Genomic DNA, 16951 nt, shown 5'->3' on the forward strand with positions numbered 1-16951 from the left:
GAAGAAAGACTTAAACGATTGGTTACATAGATCGTTTAAGTCTTTTTAGCTTTTTAAAAAAAATCTTTATTTATTTGAGGTGATGCTTATATTATAATAACCGTCTTTTTGTAGTTAATCTAAATTGTGACAAAATTGTTAGCAGAAAAGCGATTACTGTTAGGAAAACAAATGTTGTTTTTTAAAAAGAATGGGTAAAATTGTTTTGAGATTCGATTAGGAGGGAAATATAAATTGAAAAATTGGTGGAATAATCCTCAATTTAGGTACTGGGGCACGTTTGTGGTACGAACATTATTGTATAGTGCAATTATTTTTATGTTGATTTATTTGTACCATTATAAAAATGTCCAAGGCGGATCTTTTATCTATAATGAATTTTAGGAGGAAGACGATGGATATTCAAACAATCGTTGAATCAATTGATTTTTTTGGTCAAACGGAACCAGATCGGGTCGTTTATCAGACAGAAATCACAGAGCATACCTATGGTGAGCTAAAAAGAAAGTCCGATGCTTTAGCAGCTTATTTAGACAGAAATCTACAGAAACAGGGACCAATCGTGGTTTTTGGAAATCTAGAGTTTGAAATGATCGTTTCTTTTCTTGGTGTCACCAAAGCTGGCCATGCCTATCTTCCGATTGAAGAACATACGCCGAATGAGCGAATTGAATCAATTCTTCGAGTAGCAAAACCAGCTTTGATCATTAGTGTCGGTGACTGGCAGATGGAAACAGATGGTATCCCAGTGATTTCTCGGGAAGAATTAGCAACGATCACGAAAAAAGAGAGTCAATACGAAGCAACACATCCAGTTAAAGGTGACGAAAATTATTACATCATTTTTACCTCTGGTACTACAGGTGAGCCCAAGGGTGTGCAAATCAGTCATGATAACTTATTGAGCTTTGTTCGTTGGACGATCCAGGAATTTCATCTTGAACAGGGTCTACGTTTCTTAGCACAAGCACCATTTTCGTTTGACTTATCTGTTTTTTCGATTTATCCAGCACTTGTGACAGGAGGAATGTTAAAACCCTTAGAAAAAGCGGTTATTCAAGACTTTAGACAATTATTTTCTACTTTAGCAAAGTTGAAATTAGATGTCTGGGTGTCAACTCCTTCATTTATCGATATCTGTTTGATGGAACCCACTTTTGATGCGGAACATGTACCAGATCTAGCCACTTTCTTGTTCTGTGGGGAAGAATTAACCAAAAAAACAGCGCAAGAATTATTGAAACGATTTCCTGAAGCCCGTATTTATAATACGTATGGACCAACGGAAGCCACGGTTGCTATTTCAAGTATCCAAATCACTCAAGGTATTTTAGATCGCTATGAACGTTTACCGATTGGTTATATCAAAGAAGATACCGAGGTTCAGATTGTGAATGATCAAAAAGTGCAACCGGTCAATCAAACAGGTGAAATTATTATCTTGGGTCCTAGTGTCTCCAAGGGGTATCTGAATAATCCAGAAAAAACCAAAGCTGCTTTTTTCAAGAAACAGGATCAACAAAGTTATCATACTGGCGATGCTGGGTTTCTTAATGAGGAAGGTCTTTTGTTCTATGAGGGACGAATGGATCAACAGATAAAACTTCATGGGTATCGTATCGAATTAGGAGATATCGAACACGGGCTTTTGTTAGATGAACGGATTAAACAAGCGATAGTTGTTCCAAAATACCAAGGAACTAAAGTTCAACAACTAGTTGCTTTTATTGTATTAGAAGAAAATTCGCCAGAACCAAGTTTTAAACTCTCTAAATCAATTAAGGAAAAATTGGCACATTCGGTCATGGATTACATGGTCCCTCAAAAAATCAATTACATTGATCTTTTACCACAAACGGTGAACGGGAAAATCGATCGGAAAAAATTAATAGCTGAGGTGAATCCTCAATGACCTTTCCACATATGATCCCGTACGCAGAACCTTATTATTTTCTGCTGTTAATCATCGGTTTAGTACCGATCGTGCTATCATTGTTGATTCGAGGGAAAAGATTGCCAATTTATCAAACACTCATCACCTTGCTTTTCTTATTCATCAGTTTTGGTGGTGTCTATTGGCAACAAGGTGTAGCCTTGATTGCATATGTTGTTTGGCAGACATTATTAGTTTGGGCTTACTTCGTTTACCGTCAAAAGAAAAATCAAGGTATTTGGTTTTACTTAGCGGTGATCCTAGCGATTTTCCCATTATTTTTAACAAAAGTCACACCGTTTTTTGCCCATGGGAAAGAATCTTTTCTAGCCTTTCTAGGGATCTCCTATCTAACCTTTAAATCTGTTCAGATGATCATGGAAATTAGGGATGGATTGATCAAGAACTATCAGCCTTTTCGTTATATTCAATTTTTACTCTTTTTTCCAACGATCTCATCTGGACCAATCGATCGCTATAGAAGATTTGAAAAGGATCAATGTCAGCCACCTGCAACTGAGAAATATCTGACATTATTAGAAAAAGGTATCCAAAATATTTTTCTAGGTTTTTTATACAAATTTATTATTGGCTATTATTTGGGTCAAGTGTTGTTACCAATCGTTTCCAAAGCTGCCTTGCAACATGGTGGTTTTTCTTGGTCATTAGTAGGATATACCTATGTGTATAGTTTATATCTGTTTTTTGACTTTGCAGGCTATAGTTTGTTTGCGGTGGGAACGAGTTACTTGATGGGGTACCAAACACCAATCAACTTTAACAAACCATTCTTGTCTTGGAATATCAAAGAATTTTGGAATCGTTGGCACATGACGTTATCATTTTGGTTTCGAGATTATGTTTATATGCGCTTGATGTTTTTCTTGATGAAGAAAAAATGGTTCAAAAGTAAAATTGTAACCTCGAATATTGGTTATTATGCATTATTCCTATTGATGGGAATCTGGCATGGTCTAACTTGGTATTACATCGTGTATGGGTTGTATCATGCTACTTTGATTTGCTTAACCGACGTTTGGCTACGATTCAAGAAAAAACATAAAAAACAACTACCATCCAATTGGTTTACTCACGCTTTTGCTGTCTTTATGACTTTCCAAGCAGTTTGTTTTAGTTTATTGATATTTTCGGGCTTTTTAGACCAACTTTTGTTTAAGTAAAGCAGATGATTATCTAAGACTTAAAAATGATTTATTTTACATTATGATTATTTAAGGAGAGATTATATTATGGAAGAACAAATTTTAACTATTTTAGAAGACATTACAGGAACAGATGAAATAAGAGAGAATCGAGAGCTTGATTTGTTTGGTGAAGGATTGCTGGATTCACTTGCTTCTGTTCAATTATTAGTCGAATTAGATGGACAATTAGATGTTCAAGTCCCTGTTTCTGAATTTGATCGTGAAGAGTGGGGCACACCGAATAAAATCATTGCACAAGTACAAGAATTGAAGGGATGAGAATGAAAAAGAAATTATTTGCTATTTTCGGTCCAATCCTTTTAGCCTTTGGATTGATAGCAGTTTTTTTCACTTCTTCGTATCGTGTGGATCTAACCGACCCAACAGTCATAAAAAAAGCTTCTACATCCATGTCCGAAAATGTGTTAAAAGGAGATATCATCAAAAACGAAGCCTTAGCTGAAAAAAAATATGTTCCTTTTTTTGGTTCAAGTGAACTCAGTCGGATCAGTCCGTTTCACCCATCCGTCTTGGCGGAGAAATACCATCGTGATTATCGTCCCTTCTTATTAGGGGCACCTGGGACACAATCATTAAGTCAGTATATGATGATGCGCTCTGCAGGAGATGATTTGAAAAATAAGAAAATCGTTTTTATCATTTCTCCACAATGGTTTGTCAAAGATGGCGTAAAAAAAGATTATTTTGATACGTATTATTCACAGTTACAAACCCTTGACTGGCTGTTCTCATTGAAAAAAATCACTCCTGCTGACCGTTATTTAGCTAGAAGACTTTTACATTTTTCTATCGTTAAAAAAGATGAAAAATTGACGGAAATGTTACAAATGATCAAAAAAGGTCAACTTCCTTCTGTCGAAAAACGAAATCAATTGCGCTTGAACTGGAATATTTTAAAAAGAGAAGATGAAATGTTCAGCAATATTGGTCTGAAAAGTAAACAAGACAAAATTGATCAGGCAATGAAGCCGTTGCCTGCTAATTATCAAGAAAAAGTTCTGGCAAACCTAGCGGAAAATATTGGGAGAAAAAGTACAAGCGACAATTCTTTTGAGTTAAAAAATGATTTTTACAAAGAGCGCATTCGTCACCACTTAAAAGAGCTGAAAAATTCTCAAAAAAATTGGGATTATCGTTTTTCACCTGAATTTTCAGATTTTCAATTAGTCCTACAGCAATTAGCCCAAGAACAGGCAGAAGCATTATTCATCATTCCACCTGTGAATCAAAAATGGAGTGATTATACTGGGTTATCTCAAGAAATGCTTCAAGGATTTGCAAAGAAAATCAAATTTCAATTGCAGAGTCAAGGCTTTGATCGGATCGCAGATTTTACAAAAATGGCTGATCAACCTTATTTCATGGAAGACACCATTCATTTAGGTTGGAAAGGGTGGCTAGCAGCAGATCAACGGATTAGACCGTTTTTAGAAAACCAACAACAACCAAGTCACTATCAATTGGATCCATCATTTTATAGTAAAGACTGGCAAAAACATTCACCAAATGATTTAAAAGAAAACCAACAGTAATGGAGTTTCGAACACGAAGTGCATAAAAGAAACGCTCGTTTACTGCTGTCAGTCCATTTAAGAGAAAATAGCGATTGCTATCGTATGCATTATGCAAAAAAGCCAGGATTATTGAAAGTTATTCGGTAAACTTTCGAGGAATCCTGGCTTTTTTCTAACTGAAAAAATCGTTCTGCTGAAAAGCACACCTAATAAATGGTATAATCTAGCTATCAATACGAGAAATGAGGGAGACGTTTTGGATAAAAAAGAAGAACAGTTATTGATTGATCTGACTTCAGCCAAAGGAGTACCAGGCAATGAAGAAGAAGTGAGACAAGTCTATAAAAAGTATGCAAAAGACTTTGCGGAAGATATTTTTTATGATGGTTTAGGTAGTATTATCGCCAAACATGGTTCTGATGGTGGACCTAAGATTTTTATTTCCGGTCATATGGATGAAGTGGGATTTATGGTGACTAAGATCACTGATAAAGGTTTTTTAGAATTTCAAACATTAGGTGGTTGGTGGGGACAAGTGATGTTAGCCCAACAAGTGGAAATCAAAACACAAGCTGGGAAAGTGATCCATGGCGTGATTGGTTCGAAACCGCCACATGTTTTAACCCCACAAGTAAGAAATAAACCGTATGATATCAAGGATATGTTTATTGATATTGGAGCGACAAGCGATAAAGAAGCAAAAGAATGGGGTATTCGCCCTGGCGATATGGTAACCCCATATATTGAGTATAAACGGTTGAATGACGGTAAATTTTTACTAGCTAAGGCTTGGGACAATCGCATCGGTACAGCTGTTTCATTACGAGTTCTTGAGAATTTAGCAAAAGAAGGACATCCCAATGTTTTATTCGCAGGGAGCGATGTGCAAGAAGAAGTTGGCCTTAGAGGGGCACGCACAAGTACACACTTAGTGAATCCAGATATCGCCTTTGCTTTAGATACAGGAACAGCTGGAGATACACCGGGGATGACGCCAAAAGAAGCGGATTCGATTTTGGGTAAAGGTCCACAAATCTTGATTTTTGATGCTTCAATGATTCCACATAAAAAACTGTTGAATTTTGTGATTGATGTGGCGGAAGAAATGGATATACCATTCCAATACACCGTCATTACTGGTGGGGGGACAGACGCAGGACAGATGCATTTGACAAGAGATGGGGTACCGTCTGTGGCGATTACTGTTCCGGTGCGGTATTTGCATTCACATACTTCAGTGATCCATGAAGATGATTATTTGAATACTGTGAAATTAGTGACGGAATTAGTGAAGCGATTAGACCACAAAACAGTTGAAAAGATTAGGAGTTATGATTAATGGAAACAAAGTTATCACTTTCAGATTATCGCAAAAAAGCTCGAGCTAGCCTTGCGCAACAATGGGGAATCAATGCTTGGCTAGTCTTTCTTTCGATGTTTGTTGCGGGTTTGATCCAAATGTTTTTTGAGGGATTTTTTTTCGTAGATAGCACGCAACAACAAATAGTTAGCTTTTTACTAGAGAATTTCCTTTTATTTGCTTTTTCATATGCCTTATATTACATTGCGCTGGTAGTCGTTCGCGGCGGCAGAGCAAAAAGTAATTTATTGTTTGCCGTCTTTCAAAAAAAATATTTTGGACCTATTTTAGTGATTAATTTGATCAATGTTGTGATCAATTGGATTATTAATGCCCTTGTTTTATTACCAGGTTTTTTGATTGGTGGTGTCAATACTTATACACAATTACTATTTAATTCAAACACAATTTCAACAGATGTGTTATCAGGGAATGCTTTGGACATTAGTTACGTTTTGACCACCCTGCTCATGACCTTTGTTTCTCTTTTGTTGATGAGTATTGTGGGCGGATTGTTTCAATTTGCGGCTTGGACTAAATTTGATTACCCAGAACTTTCAATCATCCAGTGTTTGCAATACGCATGGTATTTATTAAAAGATCGTTTAGGTACTTATATCCTATTACAACTTTCATTTATCGGGTGGTACCTTGTTGGAGCCCTAGCCTTGTTCTTTGGTTTATTGTGGGTTATCGCCTATGTCAATGTGACCATTGCAGGTTTTTACGAGCAAGCAAGACTTGAAAAAGAACCCCCAGCTACTTATTTTTCATAAAACATGAGAGAGGTTTCACAGAAAAAACAGGATTCTATTACATTGATTCTGAAAGGAGAACGATCATGAAATTAACTGTATTAGGTTGCTTAGGCGCCTATCCATATAAAAATCAAGGAACGACTAGCTATTTATTGCAGTCAGCTGGCTTTAACCTACTGATCGATGCTGGTAGCGCCACCTTGATAAAATTACAAGAGCATCTTGAACCGTTAGAACTTGATGCGGTTATCTTGAGCCATTACCATCATGATCACATCGCTGATCTAGGTGTATTGCAATATTATTGGCAACTACATCCTGAAAAAGAACCAGGAGCTATCTTGCCAATCTATGGTCATACTAAAGATACTTTTCATTTTGATGAGTTAACAATGCCGAACGTGTCAGAAGGACGTGGCTATTTTGAGGCAGAAGAATTGAAAGTAGGTCCTTTTTTAATCACGTTTATGGAAACCATCCATCCAGTGGTGTGCTATGCCATGCGGATCGTCGAAGAAGCGACTGGCAAAGTCTTTGTTTTTACAGGTGATTCCGGCTATTTGGAAAGTTTTGTAGAATTTGCTGAAAATGCAGACTTATTTCTAGCAGATACTTATCTGTTTGCTGGTAATGAACGACACAAAGCGCACTTTACGTCAAAAGAAGCGGGGGAACTTGCGAAAGCAGCAAAAGTCAAAAAGCTAGTATTGACCCATTTACCTCAATTTGGGGATCTTACACAATTACAGAACGAAGCGCAACAAGCTGCGGGTGATACAGTAGAAGTAGCACTAGCAAAAGTCGATAAAGTATTTGATATCTAGGAGGAAGACAATGATTTTTGTACCGAATGACAAGCATGATCCACGTATCAATCTAGCAATTGAACAATTTTTACTCCAAGAAATGCCTGTTGATGAACCGATCTTATTGTTTTATATCAATGAACCATCTATCATTATTGGGCGTAATCAAAACACGATCGAAGAAATCAATCGAGATTACGTTGAACAACAGGGCATCCATGTCGTTCGTCGTTTAAGTGGCGGTGGAGCCGTCTATCATGACTTTGGAAATTTAAACTTTAGTTTTATCATGCCTGATGATGGCGATTCTTTCCGTGATTTTGCTAAAGTTACTAAGCCAATTATTCAGGCTCTTCACGAATTAGGGGTATCTGGAGCGGAATTAAAAGGCCGAAATGATTTAGTGATTGATGGTATGAAATTCTCTGGTAATGCGATGTATGCAACGAATGGTCGAATGTTTGCCCATGGAACTATCATGTTTGATTCTGACATCAATGAAGTGGTCAATGCGTTAAAAGTAAAAAAAGATAAAATCGAGTCCAAAGGGATCAAATCGATTCGTTCTCGTGTGACCAATATCAAACCATTTTTACCTAAAGAAAAACAAGAAATGTTAACAGAAGAATTTCGTGATGAAATTCTATTAAAAATATTCGGAGTAGCAACGCTGGCAGAGGTTAATACGTATCAGCTAACAGACAAAGACTGGATCAAAATCAACGAAATCTCTGATCGCTATTATCGTAATTGGGATTGGAATTATGGGAAATCACCTGATTTTAACTTTTCGAGACAAAAGCGGTATCCGATTGGTTCGATCGAAGTCCATCTGAATGTGTCACATGGTTTGATTGATGATGTGAAAATATTTGGTGACTTCTTTGGGTTAGGAGAGATAAAGGACGTCGAAGAAAAACTGATTGGACAAAGATATGATAAATCAGTTTTAAGTGATGTAGTAAAAACGATTGATATCAAAAAGTATTTTGGTGCGATCGAAGCTGAAGATTTTCTTGCTCTTTTATATTGATCGAATGTTAGTCATTAGTCAAAAACAGGGAACACCAATGATTGGTGTTCCCTGTTTTTTATCTTTTTTTGAGAAAGAGAACGAATATTATTTTGTCCGCTCAAACCTTCATTCAATAAATCAATTTTCCAATCTGCCAAAGACATTATATGCTTTTCTTGGGATTTGTTTTAGTCAATTGGATGATTAAACGATCTACCTGACTATCTTTTTCCTGAGTCAACGTTCCTGCATAACGTTCCGCCACATCTTGGATTATTTTTAAATCAAACTGTTCTTGTTCAGCAAAGTTTTCGGTAATTCCTTGTGAAAAGAGATTTGTTTCATAGTTTGCGCTATGTTCACAACGAATCAATAGTTGATTTTCTTTTTCCTGCATCGATAAATAAATTTTTCGATGCATTGGATCTTCAATGGCATGTGTTTCTCTAAAAGAATGTTCTAAGACATGAATCAGTATTTGGGTCAAGTCATCATCATTGACGGTCAATACTTCTGGTAGTTCGGCTTGAAACTTCACTTTGATATTTCGCTTTGATGCAATTTCTTGATAACGAGCTAAAATAAGATTAGTGAGTTGGTGAGAGGAGTAAGAGAAAATAAATTCAAAATTTCGAGCATTAGTTAAGATAGTTTGCACATAATTTTGTACTTCATCGGTTTCTTCTTCCTTGACCAAGTGTTCTAAGTTTTCCATAGTTTGGATAAACTCAGTTCTTAATGTACTGATTTCTTGAATGTGATCACGTAGCTGATCATAATGCTGTTCAAGTAAATCCGATTTTGTTTTCAAGAAATTAACAGTTCGCTGATGCTTATCAAAGCTGATAATGTACTCGATAATATTATAACAAATGATAATAATCAGAATAATCATAAATAGAATAGTAGACCAATTAATATTTGCATTATAAATACCTAATGATGGTTGGATATAAAGCATACAATGGAAAATGGCAATCAGCACAATCCACGGTGTACAAGCAATGAAAAAACGATTATTCCGATAGGCTTCCCCAACACAGACAAGGGAAGTAACTAATGTACTGATTACACTAACCGCATTAACAATGGGCATTAGTTCAGTTAATTCTCCTACTGTCATCAATGAATAAATAAGGACACCTATTTGGATGGAGACTTGCAGAAAACAAAAGAGACCATATATTTTTTGATAATGTTTCATTCGGGATAAATAATACAATACCAGAAATACTGAAGTTAAAATAGTAAATGTATCAGATAAAATCGAATGGACGATTGGTTCAAAAAGGATGCCGCTTAATATATCTTCAGAGATTGATTCAAACCCTAAGACTAACGCAAAACAACTGAGAATGATCAGTGAAATATCTAGTGTCTTTTTTTTGTAAAGCTTAAAAATGGCGTACACCAATATCCCAATTCCTAAAAAGATGGCAATGATCATGGTAACTACTTGAGGAACAGATTGGGAAAAAATAAAGCTGATGATTGGTCCCGTATTTCCAACATAAACTTTTGGTGGAATACCCGAATAGTTTTCATAAGGTGAAGTAACTTCGATTTTTAAGTGTTCACCAGCATAGTGTGTAGGCAGATCAATAACTGCCAAAGATAAACCAGGATGAAGTTGGTCTTGTTCATTTGTTCGATCATATAAAAGTTGATCATTTAAATAAACTTTTATCCATTGGTTGTTTCCCCGAATCACTAAGTTCGAATCATCCATCTCTTCTTTTAATATAGTTTCCATCACAAAAGTTTCATTTCTTTCAACTGTTGGAAGGTAACTAATATAATGACTATCAAAACGAAAATCAGGTTCATTTTTTAAGTAAAATTCCCATGAATTTTTTATTTCTTTGACCTTCCCACTATCAGAAGGAGTAAAAATATAATAAAAGAAATATACTGTTATCATTAAAAATAACATTGATAATAGAATAGTAAAAAACCATTTTATCTTTAATGAGTTCGCTTTTTTAAAATATTCAATGTTATTAAAAAAGTTCATAATGTGTCCTTTCTAAAAGTAACATTTTTTTTAGGGTAAACGTTTTTTGTTTTCTAGTCAATCATAAACCTGCATAAAGTTAGATAACCAGAGTTATTTTTTAGATTTTTTTTAAAATTCTTTCAATTTGTTTTAGAAGAAATAGAGTTAAAATTGATAAAATTAAATCGTTATTATATGATGGGAAATAAGAAATGAGTAAAGGGAGTGGAAACTAGTGCCATTTTATAAAAAATAACCTATATTAGTTCAATTACACTGATTGTTATTTTAGCGATCATTTTGAGCATTATTTTACTTCCTAAAATAGCTGGTCTATCAACCCATATTATTGAAGATCGTGGTATGAGTCCTTACTATAGCCAAGGAAGTTTGATCTATGTACGTCCGAAGAAACCAGAAGAATTGTTGGTTGGTGACGTGATTACGTACTATGAAAACTCAGGAGAGCAAATAACCACCCGACGAGTGATCGCAGTGGAAAAAGACCATCAAGACTTTTATACTAAAGCAGATAGTTCTACGCAGACCGAATCCGGTGTAGTGGGGAGAAGATACATCATTGGAACGCCCATTTTTCAGATTCCCTATATTGGCATTCTTTTATCAAAGTCAGCATTTACTTGGATGCGCTGGCTATTTTTTACCATCGCCTTTTGTTTGACAGGTATTACAGCTTGGAATATGCTAGATGAATTTGAAAAAAAGAAAAGTTTCAATCGGTTTTTTACTCATAGCCAACGAAAAGGAAAGTGAGTGTAAATTTGTTTGCAACTTGTGGATTTGTCAGGTTCTTCGTATAATAATTTGGAAGAGGAGGCAGATTATGCGTAATGAAATGATGCATCGTCCGGTAGTAAAAGAAGAGTTAGTTGATTTTATGCGGACAAAACAGAAAAAATTGTCTGGAGAGCTTGGTTTGATTGAAGAAGAAGCCCATTTAGCGGAAGTACCGATCATTCCCCATGAAACAGTCGTATTCATGCAGTTTTTATTAGGGCAATTAAAACCAAAGAATGTTTTAGAAATTGGTGCAGCTATTGGTTTTTCTTCTAGTTTGATGGCTCAATTAATCAGTGAAAAAGGTCACGTCACGACGATCGATCGTTTTGATGTTATGATCAAAAAGGCCAAGGCAACTTATGAAAGACTTGGCTTAACCGAAAAAGTTACTTTACTAGAAGGACAAGCGGCTGATATTTTACCAGAACTAACTGGGCCTTATGATTTTATTTTTATGGACAGTGCCAAATCGAAATATATTGAGTTTTTACCAGAATGTTTACGTCTGCTAAAAAAAGGTGGCGTATTGATGGTTGATGATATTTTTCAAGGCGGAACGATTTTATTGCCTGATGAAGAGATTCCTAGAGGCAAACGTGCCATTCATCGTAAATTAAATGAATTTTTACAGGTCGTTATGACCCATCCAGACTTGACTTCCACATTAGTGCCGCTAGGTGATGGTGTGATCTTGATAACTAAAGAAAAAGAGCAAATTCATCTACCTTAAGAGTATTTACCTTGTTACGACAAAAAGCTTGCTTTTTGTCGGACACTAGGTAAAAGAGGAACGCTTTCTATTGAGCAATCTTTTTTATTGATAAAATAACTATTTCATATTGACAGAACCAAAATGATTCTATATAATTATTTTTGTTCCGAAAAAGCTGTCATAGTAGCTCAGCTGGATAGAGCATCCGCCTTCTAAGCGGACGGTCGGGGGTTCGAATCCCTCCTGTGACGTAAAAAAAACCAAAACCGGTAGAAACGAAAGTTTCTACCGGTTTTTCTTTGTTCTGGTAGTTGGACCAAATGGGTACGTAGCAAGTATTCTTATGATACGCAGTCTAATCAGGTAGGACCTAGGTATTTGTTAAAAAAGAATATATTGGATGTTTTTCTAAGTAAAAGGAGTAGGTAAAATTTTTACTCTACAAATTCATACATTCGTGTATTTTAACTTCGTTTAAGCAGAAATCAGTCCATCCTCTATAGGTGGATGATGTTTGATATCAGGGGATCCAAGGTTCTTATAATATAATAGCTACAAGTGTGTTTGTTTTTTTATTTTTGAACGGTTCGGCTATACTTATTCTAAGCCGATAGGCAGAAATGAATAGGAGGAGAAAATATGTCGATTATTTCACAAATCATCATTACATTAGTCGCAATTGAATTTTTTTATATCATGTATTTAGAAACCTTTGCTACAACTTCTAAAGCAACTGGCAGAGTATTTAAAATGAGTCAAAAAGAATTAAGTAATTCGTCGGTACAAACGTTATTTAAAAATCAAGGTGTTTATAATGGATTGTTAGGTATTGGTTTATTGTATGCCACTTATATTTCGTCTGCACCAAAAGAAATGGCAAGTTTGTTATTGATTTATATTGTATTGGTCGCAGCTTACGGTAGTATAACTAGTGACAAACTAATTATTTTGAAACAAGGTGGTCTGGCAATCATTGGATTACTGACTCTTTTGATTTGAGTTAATCTTATTTTATAAAAATTTTCATGAAAACGCCTATAACTTTGTGAAAAAGCTGACATGAGTTAGAAAAATATGCTATTCTAGTAGTTGCGTGTTTCGTAAAATTTTTATAAAAAAGGAGTCTCTAGGTTGTTCAAAAAGTATATTTTTTTACTAAATGAAGAATTTGACGGATATGATCGTCAAAAATTCCAAAAAGATTTATTAGCTGGTATTACTGTAGCTGCAGTAGCTTTACCTTTAGCGTTGGCGTTTGGCGTGTCCAGTGGTGCAAATGCTGCGGCAGGATTAATTACAGCGGTTATTGCTGGACTTATTATTGGTGGCTTGTCAGGTGGTTTTTATCAAATTTCAGGACCAACAGGCGCAATGGCTGCGATCTTGATGTCGATTGCAGCTACTCAAGGGATGTCTGGGGTGTTACTGGCGACATTTTTAGCAGGACTGTTATTGCTAGTGGCAGGCATTTTTAGATTAGGAACATTGACCTCTTTTATTCCAGCTCCAGTGATTACTGGATTTACTTCGGGAATTGCTATTATCATTGCCTTGGGTCAAGTGGATAACTTGTTTGGTGTCCATTCAGAAGGTGCAAATGTGATTGAGAAGTTTCTCAGCTATCAGACCTTTGGCTTTTCGATAAATTTTTCCTCCTTTATTATGGGATTATTAGTGATCATCGGAATGATTATCTACCCCAAAAAATGGGCTCAAACTATACCAAGTTCTTTGATGGCAATTATTCTTGCAACGGTTGCGATGTTCTTGTTTCACTTGCCGATAGCAACCGTGGGAAAAATTCCACAGACGTTGATCAGTAGCGATCGCTTAACGTTTGCAGCCTTTCATCTTGATTCTTTAAAAGAAGTGATGGTGCCAGCGATTAGCATTGCCTTGCTTGGCATGGTGGAAAGTTTGCTCTGTGGTGCTTCTGCGGGACGAATGGCAAACAAACCATTGGACAGCAACCAAGAACTTGTTGCGCAAGGAATCGGAAATCTAGTTTTACCATTTTTTGGAGGCATTCCAGCGACAGCTGCGATTGCCCGAACAAGTGTGGCAATTAAATCAGGGGCACAGACTCGTTTAGCTGGTATCATTCATGCTTTGGTTTTGTTTTTATCTATGATTATTTTTGCACCAATTATGTCAAACATTCCTATGCCAGCTTTGGCAGGAGTGTTGATTGTTACTGCTTGGCGCATGAATGAATGGGAAACGATCAACGTCTTGTTCACTAAGAGATATTGGTCTGGCATCTTATTATTTTTGATTACTATGGGATGTACCGTGATTTTTGACTTAAGTATTGCGATCGTCATCGGCATTATCGGTGGCTGTATTTTCTTTGTGATCAAAAGTGCGGCAATCACGATCTCGGTTGAAACAATCGATTGGGAACGAATGGATTTGCCAGAAACAAAAAAATTAGATAATTGGACAGTTGTCTATATTAGCGGACCACTCTTTTTTATGTCTGCTGAAAAATTAAAAAATACATTAGCTGATTTAAATCAAAAAGAGGGGATCATTTTTTCTATGCGTGGTGTTCCAAGTATTGATTTAACTGCCCGGGCTGTTTTTGATGAGTTTCAAGAAAAAGCTGAAATGCGAGAACAAACGATTATCTACACCTCGCTACAACCAGAAGTAGAAAAACAACTACAGCATTTATGGCAAAAAGCTGGCTTTGAGCAACACCAAACAGTAGCGCATGCACTCTCAGCGCTGCATGAACAATATACGTAATCAGTCATGAGCAGGAAAAATGTTTTTGAGAAGCAGGGCAAACAAAGTGTTTTTTGCAGTGTTTAATTAAAATAAGCTATAAAAATTCAAAAATCCCGAAACAGCTTTTTTCTGTTTCGGGATTTTTTACCTATGGAAGCTGTGGCTATTGATTGCTAGGATCTTTCTCGAGATAGTTTGCTAAGGTAAGCCAGTCTTTGCGGATCACGTCAGCTAATGTTCGATTGTAAAAAATAGCTGCAGGATGGAAAAGCGGGAGGATCTGGTAGCTTTTATCACTCCACTCGTAAGCATCTTTTTGTTGATTCAGTTTTAAAATAGGCCCAGTATAAAGCTGACCATGATTTTTAGAGATCGTATAAGCAGAACCTAATAACCGTTGCAAACCGATATTGCCTAATGTAGCAATCAAATGGGGCTCGACATGTTCGATTTCATAATCTAGGATCGGCGCATGAGCGAATACTTCCGCTTTCGTTGGTGTCCGATTCGGATAAACAGTTTCTGCTTGCTGAGTTCGTTTATTGAGTCGTTGGACTGTCCGATAAGGTCGACTTCTGACTGCACTAGTAATATAAACATCTTCTCTTGTCAAACCAGCTAGAGCAAGAGTTTGCATTAGTTCTTTGCCTGCTTGTCCGCTAAAAGGAATATGATTATCGATTTCTGTTTTGCCAGGAGCTTCACCTACCAGCATGAGTTTTGGGTGGAGTGGGCCTTGACCAGCAACGAAACCTTCTACCGCACGACCTTGCATACGAATCGTTGCTTCTTGAACCAATTCATCAGGATAGATCATTCGTTTACCTCCTTCGTCTTCACTAACATTATAATGAGCAAAAGTGAAAATTGCGATTGATTGACTTAAGAAAAGTTCTAGAATCTAGAGTTGACGAATGCGCTAGTTTCTGGTAATCTAGTACTGTTGTAATTGTGGACTCCACAGCTACAACCGCACAGAACGAGTTTGTAAGTACAGGTAACTGTCACTCTGGATGGCGAGTCTAAGTCTATTATAAGGAGGTGCTTTATAGCATGTACGCAATTATTAAAACTGGTGGTAAACAAGTAAAAGTTGAAGTTGGACAAGCAATCTACGTTGAAAAACTTGACGTTGAAGCAGGTGAAAAAGTTGTTTTTGACGAAGTTATCTTAGTAGGTGGCGAAACTACAAAAGTAGGCGCTCCAATTATTTCTGGTGCAACTGTTGAAGGTACTGTTGAAAAACACGGCAAACAAAAGAAAGTCGTTACTTTCAAATACAAACCTAAAAAACATTCACACCGTAAACAAGGTCACCGTCAACCATACACAAAAGTGGTTATCGACGCGATCAACGCTTAATTAGCGCTTGAGAAAGAAGGCCTGAATAATGATCAAAGGAACATTTAAACGTAATGACGCTGGTCAAATCGTTTCATTTACTTTGACAGGGCATGCTGATGCTGGTCCTTATGGGAGTGATATCGTCTGTGCAGGAGTTTCTGCATTAGCGATCAGTACTGTCAATGGGATTGCCTCATTAGCTGGTTTTGAACCAATTGTCGAAATGAATGAAGAAGAGGGCGGTTATTTATATACCGAAGTCACTTCAGGATTGACACAAGAGCAAAACAATATTGCCGAGATTCTATTAGAAAATCTCTTGTTGGGATTACAATCGATAGAAGCTGAAAATTCAGAATATATCCAAATTAAAACAATTAATGATAAATAGGAGGTGCAGACCATGTTGTTATCAATGAATCTACAATTCTTTGCCCACAAAAAAGGTGGCGGTTCTACATCTAACGGACGCGACTCAGAATCAAAACGTCTAGGTGCTAAACGCGCTGACGGACAAACAGTTACAGGTGGATCAATTCTTTACCGTCAACGCGGTACAAAAATTTATCCAGGTGTGAACGTGGGTATTGGTGGAGACGACACTTTATTTGCTAAAGTTGACGGAGTAGTACGTTTCGAACGTAAAGGCCGCGACAAAAAACAAGTGTCTGTTTATCCAGTAGCTCAAGAAGCTTAATAAATAAACTGCTCTATCTCTTGTGTAGCAAGGGGTGGAGCTTTTTTGTTAATTAA

Annotated in this window: 18 protein-coding genes, 1 tRNA gene and 1 other annotated feature; of the genes, 17 read left to right on the top strand and 2 right to left on the bottom strand. The window is 36.5% G+C overall.

Annotation, left to right across the window (positions count from 1 at the left end; genetic code table 11):
- Positions 1 to 234 precede the first annotated feature (234 nt).
- The 9 genes from IGL28_RS03240 to IGL28_RS03280 all read left to right on the top strand — a co-directional run bounded on the left by IGL28_RS03240 (position 235) and on the right by IGL28_RS03280 (position 8630).
- Positions 235 to 384, top strand: coding sequence for a teichoic acid D-Ala incorporation-associated protein DltX (locus IGL28_RS03240; RefSeq protein WP_014834217.1), 150 nt, complete (start codon positions 235 to 237; stop codon positions 382 to 384).
- A 10-nt stretch (positions 385 to 394) separates the two neighbouring features.
- The gene (gene dltA / locus IGL28_RS03245) at positions 395 to 1912 is read left to right on the top strand and encodes a D-alanine--poly(phosphoribitol) ligase subunit DltA (protein WP_010719822.1); all 1518 of its coding nucleotides are present in this window, start codon (positions 395 to 397) and stop codon (positions 1910 to 1912) included.
- A complete protein-coding gene (dltB, locus tag IGL28_RS03250) occupies positions 1909 to 3114 on the top strand; it encodes a D-alanyl-lipoteichoic acid biosynthesis protein DltB (RefSeq protein ID WP_010719821.1) in 1206 nt (401 codons plus the stop codon). Before dltA ends, dltB begins: the two co-directional genes overlap by 4 nt.
- A 69-nt stretch (positions 3115 to 3183) precedes the next feature.
- Positions 3184 to 3417 (top strand): D-alanine--poly(phosphoribitol) ligase subunit DltC, encoded by a 234-nt coding sequence (gene dltC, locus IGL28_RS03255; RefSeq protein WP_053766127.1) that lies wholly within the window; start codon positions 3184 to 3186, stop codon positions 3415 to 3417.
- A gap of 2 nt (positions 3418 to 3419) precedes the next feature.
- The gene (dltD, locus tag IGL28_RS03260) at positions 3420 to 4691 is read left to right on the top strand and encodes a D-alanyl-lipoteichoic acid biosynthesis protein DltD (RefSeq protein ID WP_053766126.1); all 1272 of its coding nucleotides are present in this window, start codon (positions 3420 to 3422) and stop codon (positions 4689 to 4691) included.
- Positions 4692 to 4929: 238 nt separating this feature from the next.
- Positions 4930 to 6012, top strand: coding sequence for a M42 family metallopeptidase (locus IGL28_RS03265; RefSeq protein WP_081127890.1), 1083 nt, complete (start codon positions 4930 to 4932; stop codon positions 6010 to 6012).
- The gene (locus tag IGL28_RS03270) at positions 6012 to 6809 is read left to right on the top strand and encodes a DUF975 family protein (protein ID WP_010719817.1); all 798 of its coding nucleotides are present in this window, start codon (positions 6012 to 6014) and stop codon (positions 6807 to 6809) included. Before IGL28_RS03265 ends, IGL28_RS03270 begins: the two co-directional genes overlap by 1 nt.
- A gap of 65 nt (positions 6810 to 6874) precedes the next feature.
- Entirely contained in the window at positions 6875 to 7615 is a 741-nt protein-coding gene (locus IGL28_RS03275; RefSeq protein WP_010719816.1) for an MBL fold metallo-hydrolase, read from the top strand.
- A 10-nt stretch (positions 7616 to 7625) separates the two neighbouring features.
- Positions 7626 to 8630 carry a lipoate--protein ligase gene (locus tag IGL28_RS03280; protein WP_010719815.1) on the top strand — a complete coding sequence of 335 codons (1005 nt, stop codon included), beginning with the start codon at positions 7626 to 7628 and terminating at the stop codon, positions 8628 to 8630.
- Positions 8631 to 8775: 145 nt separating this feature from the next.
- Here the strand turns inward: IGL28_RS03280 and IGL28_RS03285 are convergent, their stop codons facing one another.
- The gene (locus IGL28_RS03285; RefSeq protein ID WP_438843892.1) at positions 8776 to 10626 is read right to left on the bottom strand and encodes a hypothetical protein; all 1851 of its coding nucleotides are present in this window, start codon (positions 10624 to 10626) and stop codon (positions 8776 to 8778) included.
- Positions 10627 to 10860: 234 nt separating this feature from the next.
- Between IGL28_RS03285 and IGL28_RS03290 the strand changes: the two genes are divergently transcribed.
- From IGL28_RS03290 to IGL28_RS03310, 5 genes are all read left to right on the top strand, one after another.
- Positions 10861 to 11382 carry a signal peptidase I gene (locus tag IGL28_RS03290; RefSeq protein WP_081127892.1) on the top strand — a complete coding sequence of 174 codons (522 nt, stop codon included), beginning with the start codon at positions 10861 to 10863 and terminating at the stop codon, positions 11380 to 11382.
- Between the two features lie 70 nt (positions 11383 to 11452).
- On the top strand, positions 11453 to 12139 hold the full coding sequence (locus tag IGL28_RS03295) for an O-methyltransferase (protein WP_034698785.1): 687 nt from the start codon (positions 11453 to 11455) through the stop codon (positions 12137 to 12139).
- A 159-nt stretch (positions 12140 to 12298) separates the two neighbouring features.
- Positions 12299 to 12372: transfer RNA gene (locus IGL28_RS03300), tRNA-Arg, on the top strand.
- 388 nt (positions 12373 to 12760) lie between these two features.
- Positions 12761 to 13120, top strand: a complete 360-nt coding sequence (locus IGL28_RS03305; protein ID WP_063626739.1) for a DUF1304 domain-containing protein — start codon at positions 12761 to 12763, stop codon at positions 13118 to 13120.
- A gap of 132 nt (positions 13121 to 13252) precedes the next feature.
- Positions 13253 to 14872 (top strand): SulP family inorganic anion transporter, encoded by a 1620-nt coding sequence (locus tag IGL28_RS03310; RefSeq protein ID WP_034698791.1) that lies wholly within the window; start codon positions 13253 to 13255, stop codon positions 14870 to 14872.
- Between the two features lie 145 nt (positions 14873 to 15017).
- Here IGL28_RS03310 and IGL28_RS03315 read toward each other — a convergent pair whose 3' ends face one another.
- Positions 15018 to 15671, bottom strand: coding sequence for a uracil-DNA glycosylase (locus IGL28_RS03315; protein WP_010719809.1), 654 nt, complete (start codon positions 15669 to 15671; stop codon positions 15018 to 15020).
- Positions 15672 to 15812: 141 nt separating this feature from the next.
- Positions 15813 to 15888: a sequence feature (ribosomal protein L21 leader region), on the top strand.
- A 19-nt stretch (positions 15889 to 15907) separates the two neighbouring features.
- Here IGL28_RS03315 and rplU point away from each other — a divergent pair.
- From rplU to rpmA, 3 genes are read left to right on the top strand one after another with little or no spacing between them, the layout of a single operon-like run.
- The gene (rplU, locus tag IGL28_RS03320) at positions 15908 to 16216 is read left to right on the top strand and encodes a 50S ribosomal protein L21 (RefSeq protein ID WP_010719808.1); all 309 of its coding nucleotides are present in this window, start codon (positions 15908 to 15910) and stop codon (positions 16214 to 16216) included.
- 28 nt (positions 16217 to 16244) lie between these two features.
- A complete protein-coding gene (locus tag IGL28_RS03325) occupies positions 16245 to 16589 on the top strand; it encodes a ribosomal-processing cysteine protease Prp (RefSeq protein ID WP_010719807.1) in 345 nt (114 codons plus the stop codon).
- A gap of 12 nt (positions 16590 to 16601) precedes the next feature.
- Positions 16602 to 16895 carry a 50S ribosomal protein L27 gene (gene rpmA / locus IGL28_RS03330; protein ID WP_010719806.1) on the top strand — a complete coding sequence of 98 codons (294 nt, stop codon included), beginning with the start codon at positions 16602 to 16604 and terminating at the stop codon, positions 16893 to 16895.
- Positions 16896 to 16951 lie beyond the last annotated feature (56 nt).

Source organism: Enterococcus sp. AZ077 (assembly GCF_051714965.1).
Classification (GTDB): domain Bacteria; phylum Bacillota; class Bacilli; order Lactobacillales; family Enterococcaceae; genus Enterococcus_B; species Enterococcus_B hirae.

What these genes read in the sequence shown, in the direction of transcription:
- dltC (WP_053766127.1), top strand. Translation starts at nt 3,184, where the DNA reads ATGGAAGAACAAATTTTAACTATTTTAGAAGACATTACAGGAACAGAT.
- dltB (WP_010719821.1), top strand. Translation starts at nt 1,909, where the DNA reads ATGACCTTTCCACATATGATCCCGTACGCAGAACCTTATTATTTTCTG.
- IGL28_RS03275 (WP_010719816.1), top strand. Translation starts at nt 6,875, where the DNA reads ATGAAATTAACTGTATTAGGTTGCTTAGGCGCCTATCCATATAAAAAT.
- rplU (WP_010719808.1), top strand. Translation starts at nt 15,908, where the DNA reads ATGTACGCAATTATTAAAACTGGTGGTAAACAAGTAAAAGTTGAAGTT.
- IGL28_RS03295 (WP_034698785.1), top strand. Translation starts at nt 11,453, where the DNA reads ATGCGTAATGAAATGATGCATCGTCCGGTAGTAAAAGAAGAGTTAGTT.
- IGL28_RS03325 (WP_010719807.1), top strand. Translation starts at nt 16,245, where the DNA reads ATGATCAAAGGAACATTTAAACGTAATGACGCTGGTCAAATCGTTTCA.
- IGL28_RS03305 (WP_063626739.1), top strand. Translation starts at nt 12,761, where the DNA reads ATGTCGATTATTTCACAAATCATCATTACATTAGTCGCAATTGAATTT.
- IGL28_RS03285 (WP_438843892.1), bottom strand. Translation starts at nt 10,626, where the DNA reads ATGAACTTTTTTAATAACATTGAATATTTTAAAAAAGCGAACTCATTA.
- IGL28_RS03315 (WP_010719809.1), bottom strand. Translation starts at nt 15,671, where the DNA reads ATGATCTATCCTGATGAATTGGTTCAAGAAGCAACGATTCGTATGCAA.
- IGL28_RS03270 (WP_010719817.1), top strand. Translation starts at nt 6,012, where the DNA reads ATGGAAACAAAGTTATCACTTTCAGATTATCGCAAAAAAGCTCGAGCT.
- dltA (WP_010719822.1), top strand. Translation starts at nt 395, where the DNA reads ATGGATATTCAAACAATCGTTGAATCAATTGATTTTTTTGGTCAAACG.
- rpmA (WP_010719806.1), top strand. Translation starts at nt 16,602, where the DNA reads ATGTTGTTATCAATGAATCTACAATTCTTTGCCCACAAAAAAGGTGGC.
- dltD (WP_053766126.1), top strand. Translation starts at nt 3,420, where the DNA reads ATGAAAAAGAAATTATTTGCTATTTTCGGTCCAATCCTTTTAGCCTTT.
- IGL28_RS03280 (WP_010719815.1), top strand. Translation starts at nt 7,626, where the DNA reads ATGATTTTTGTACCGAATGACAAGCATGATCCACGTATCAATCTAGCA.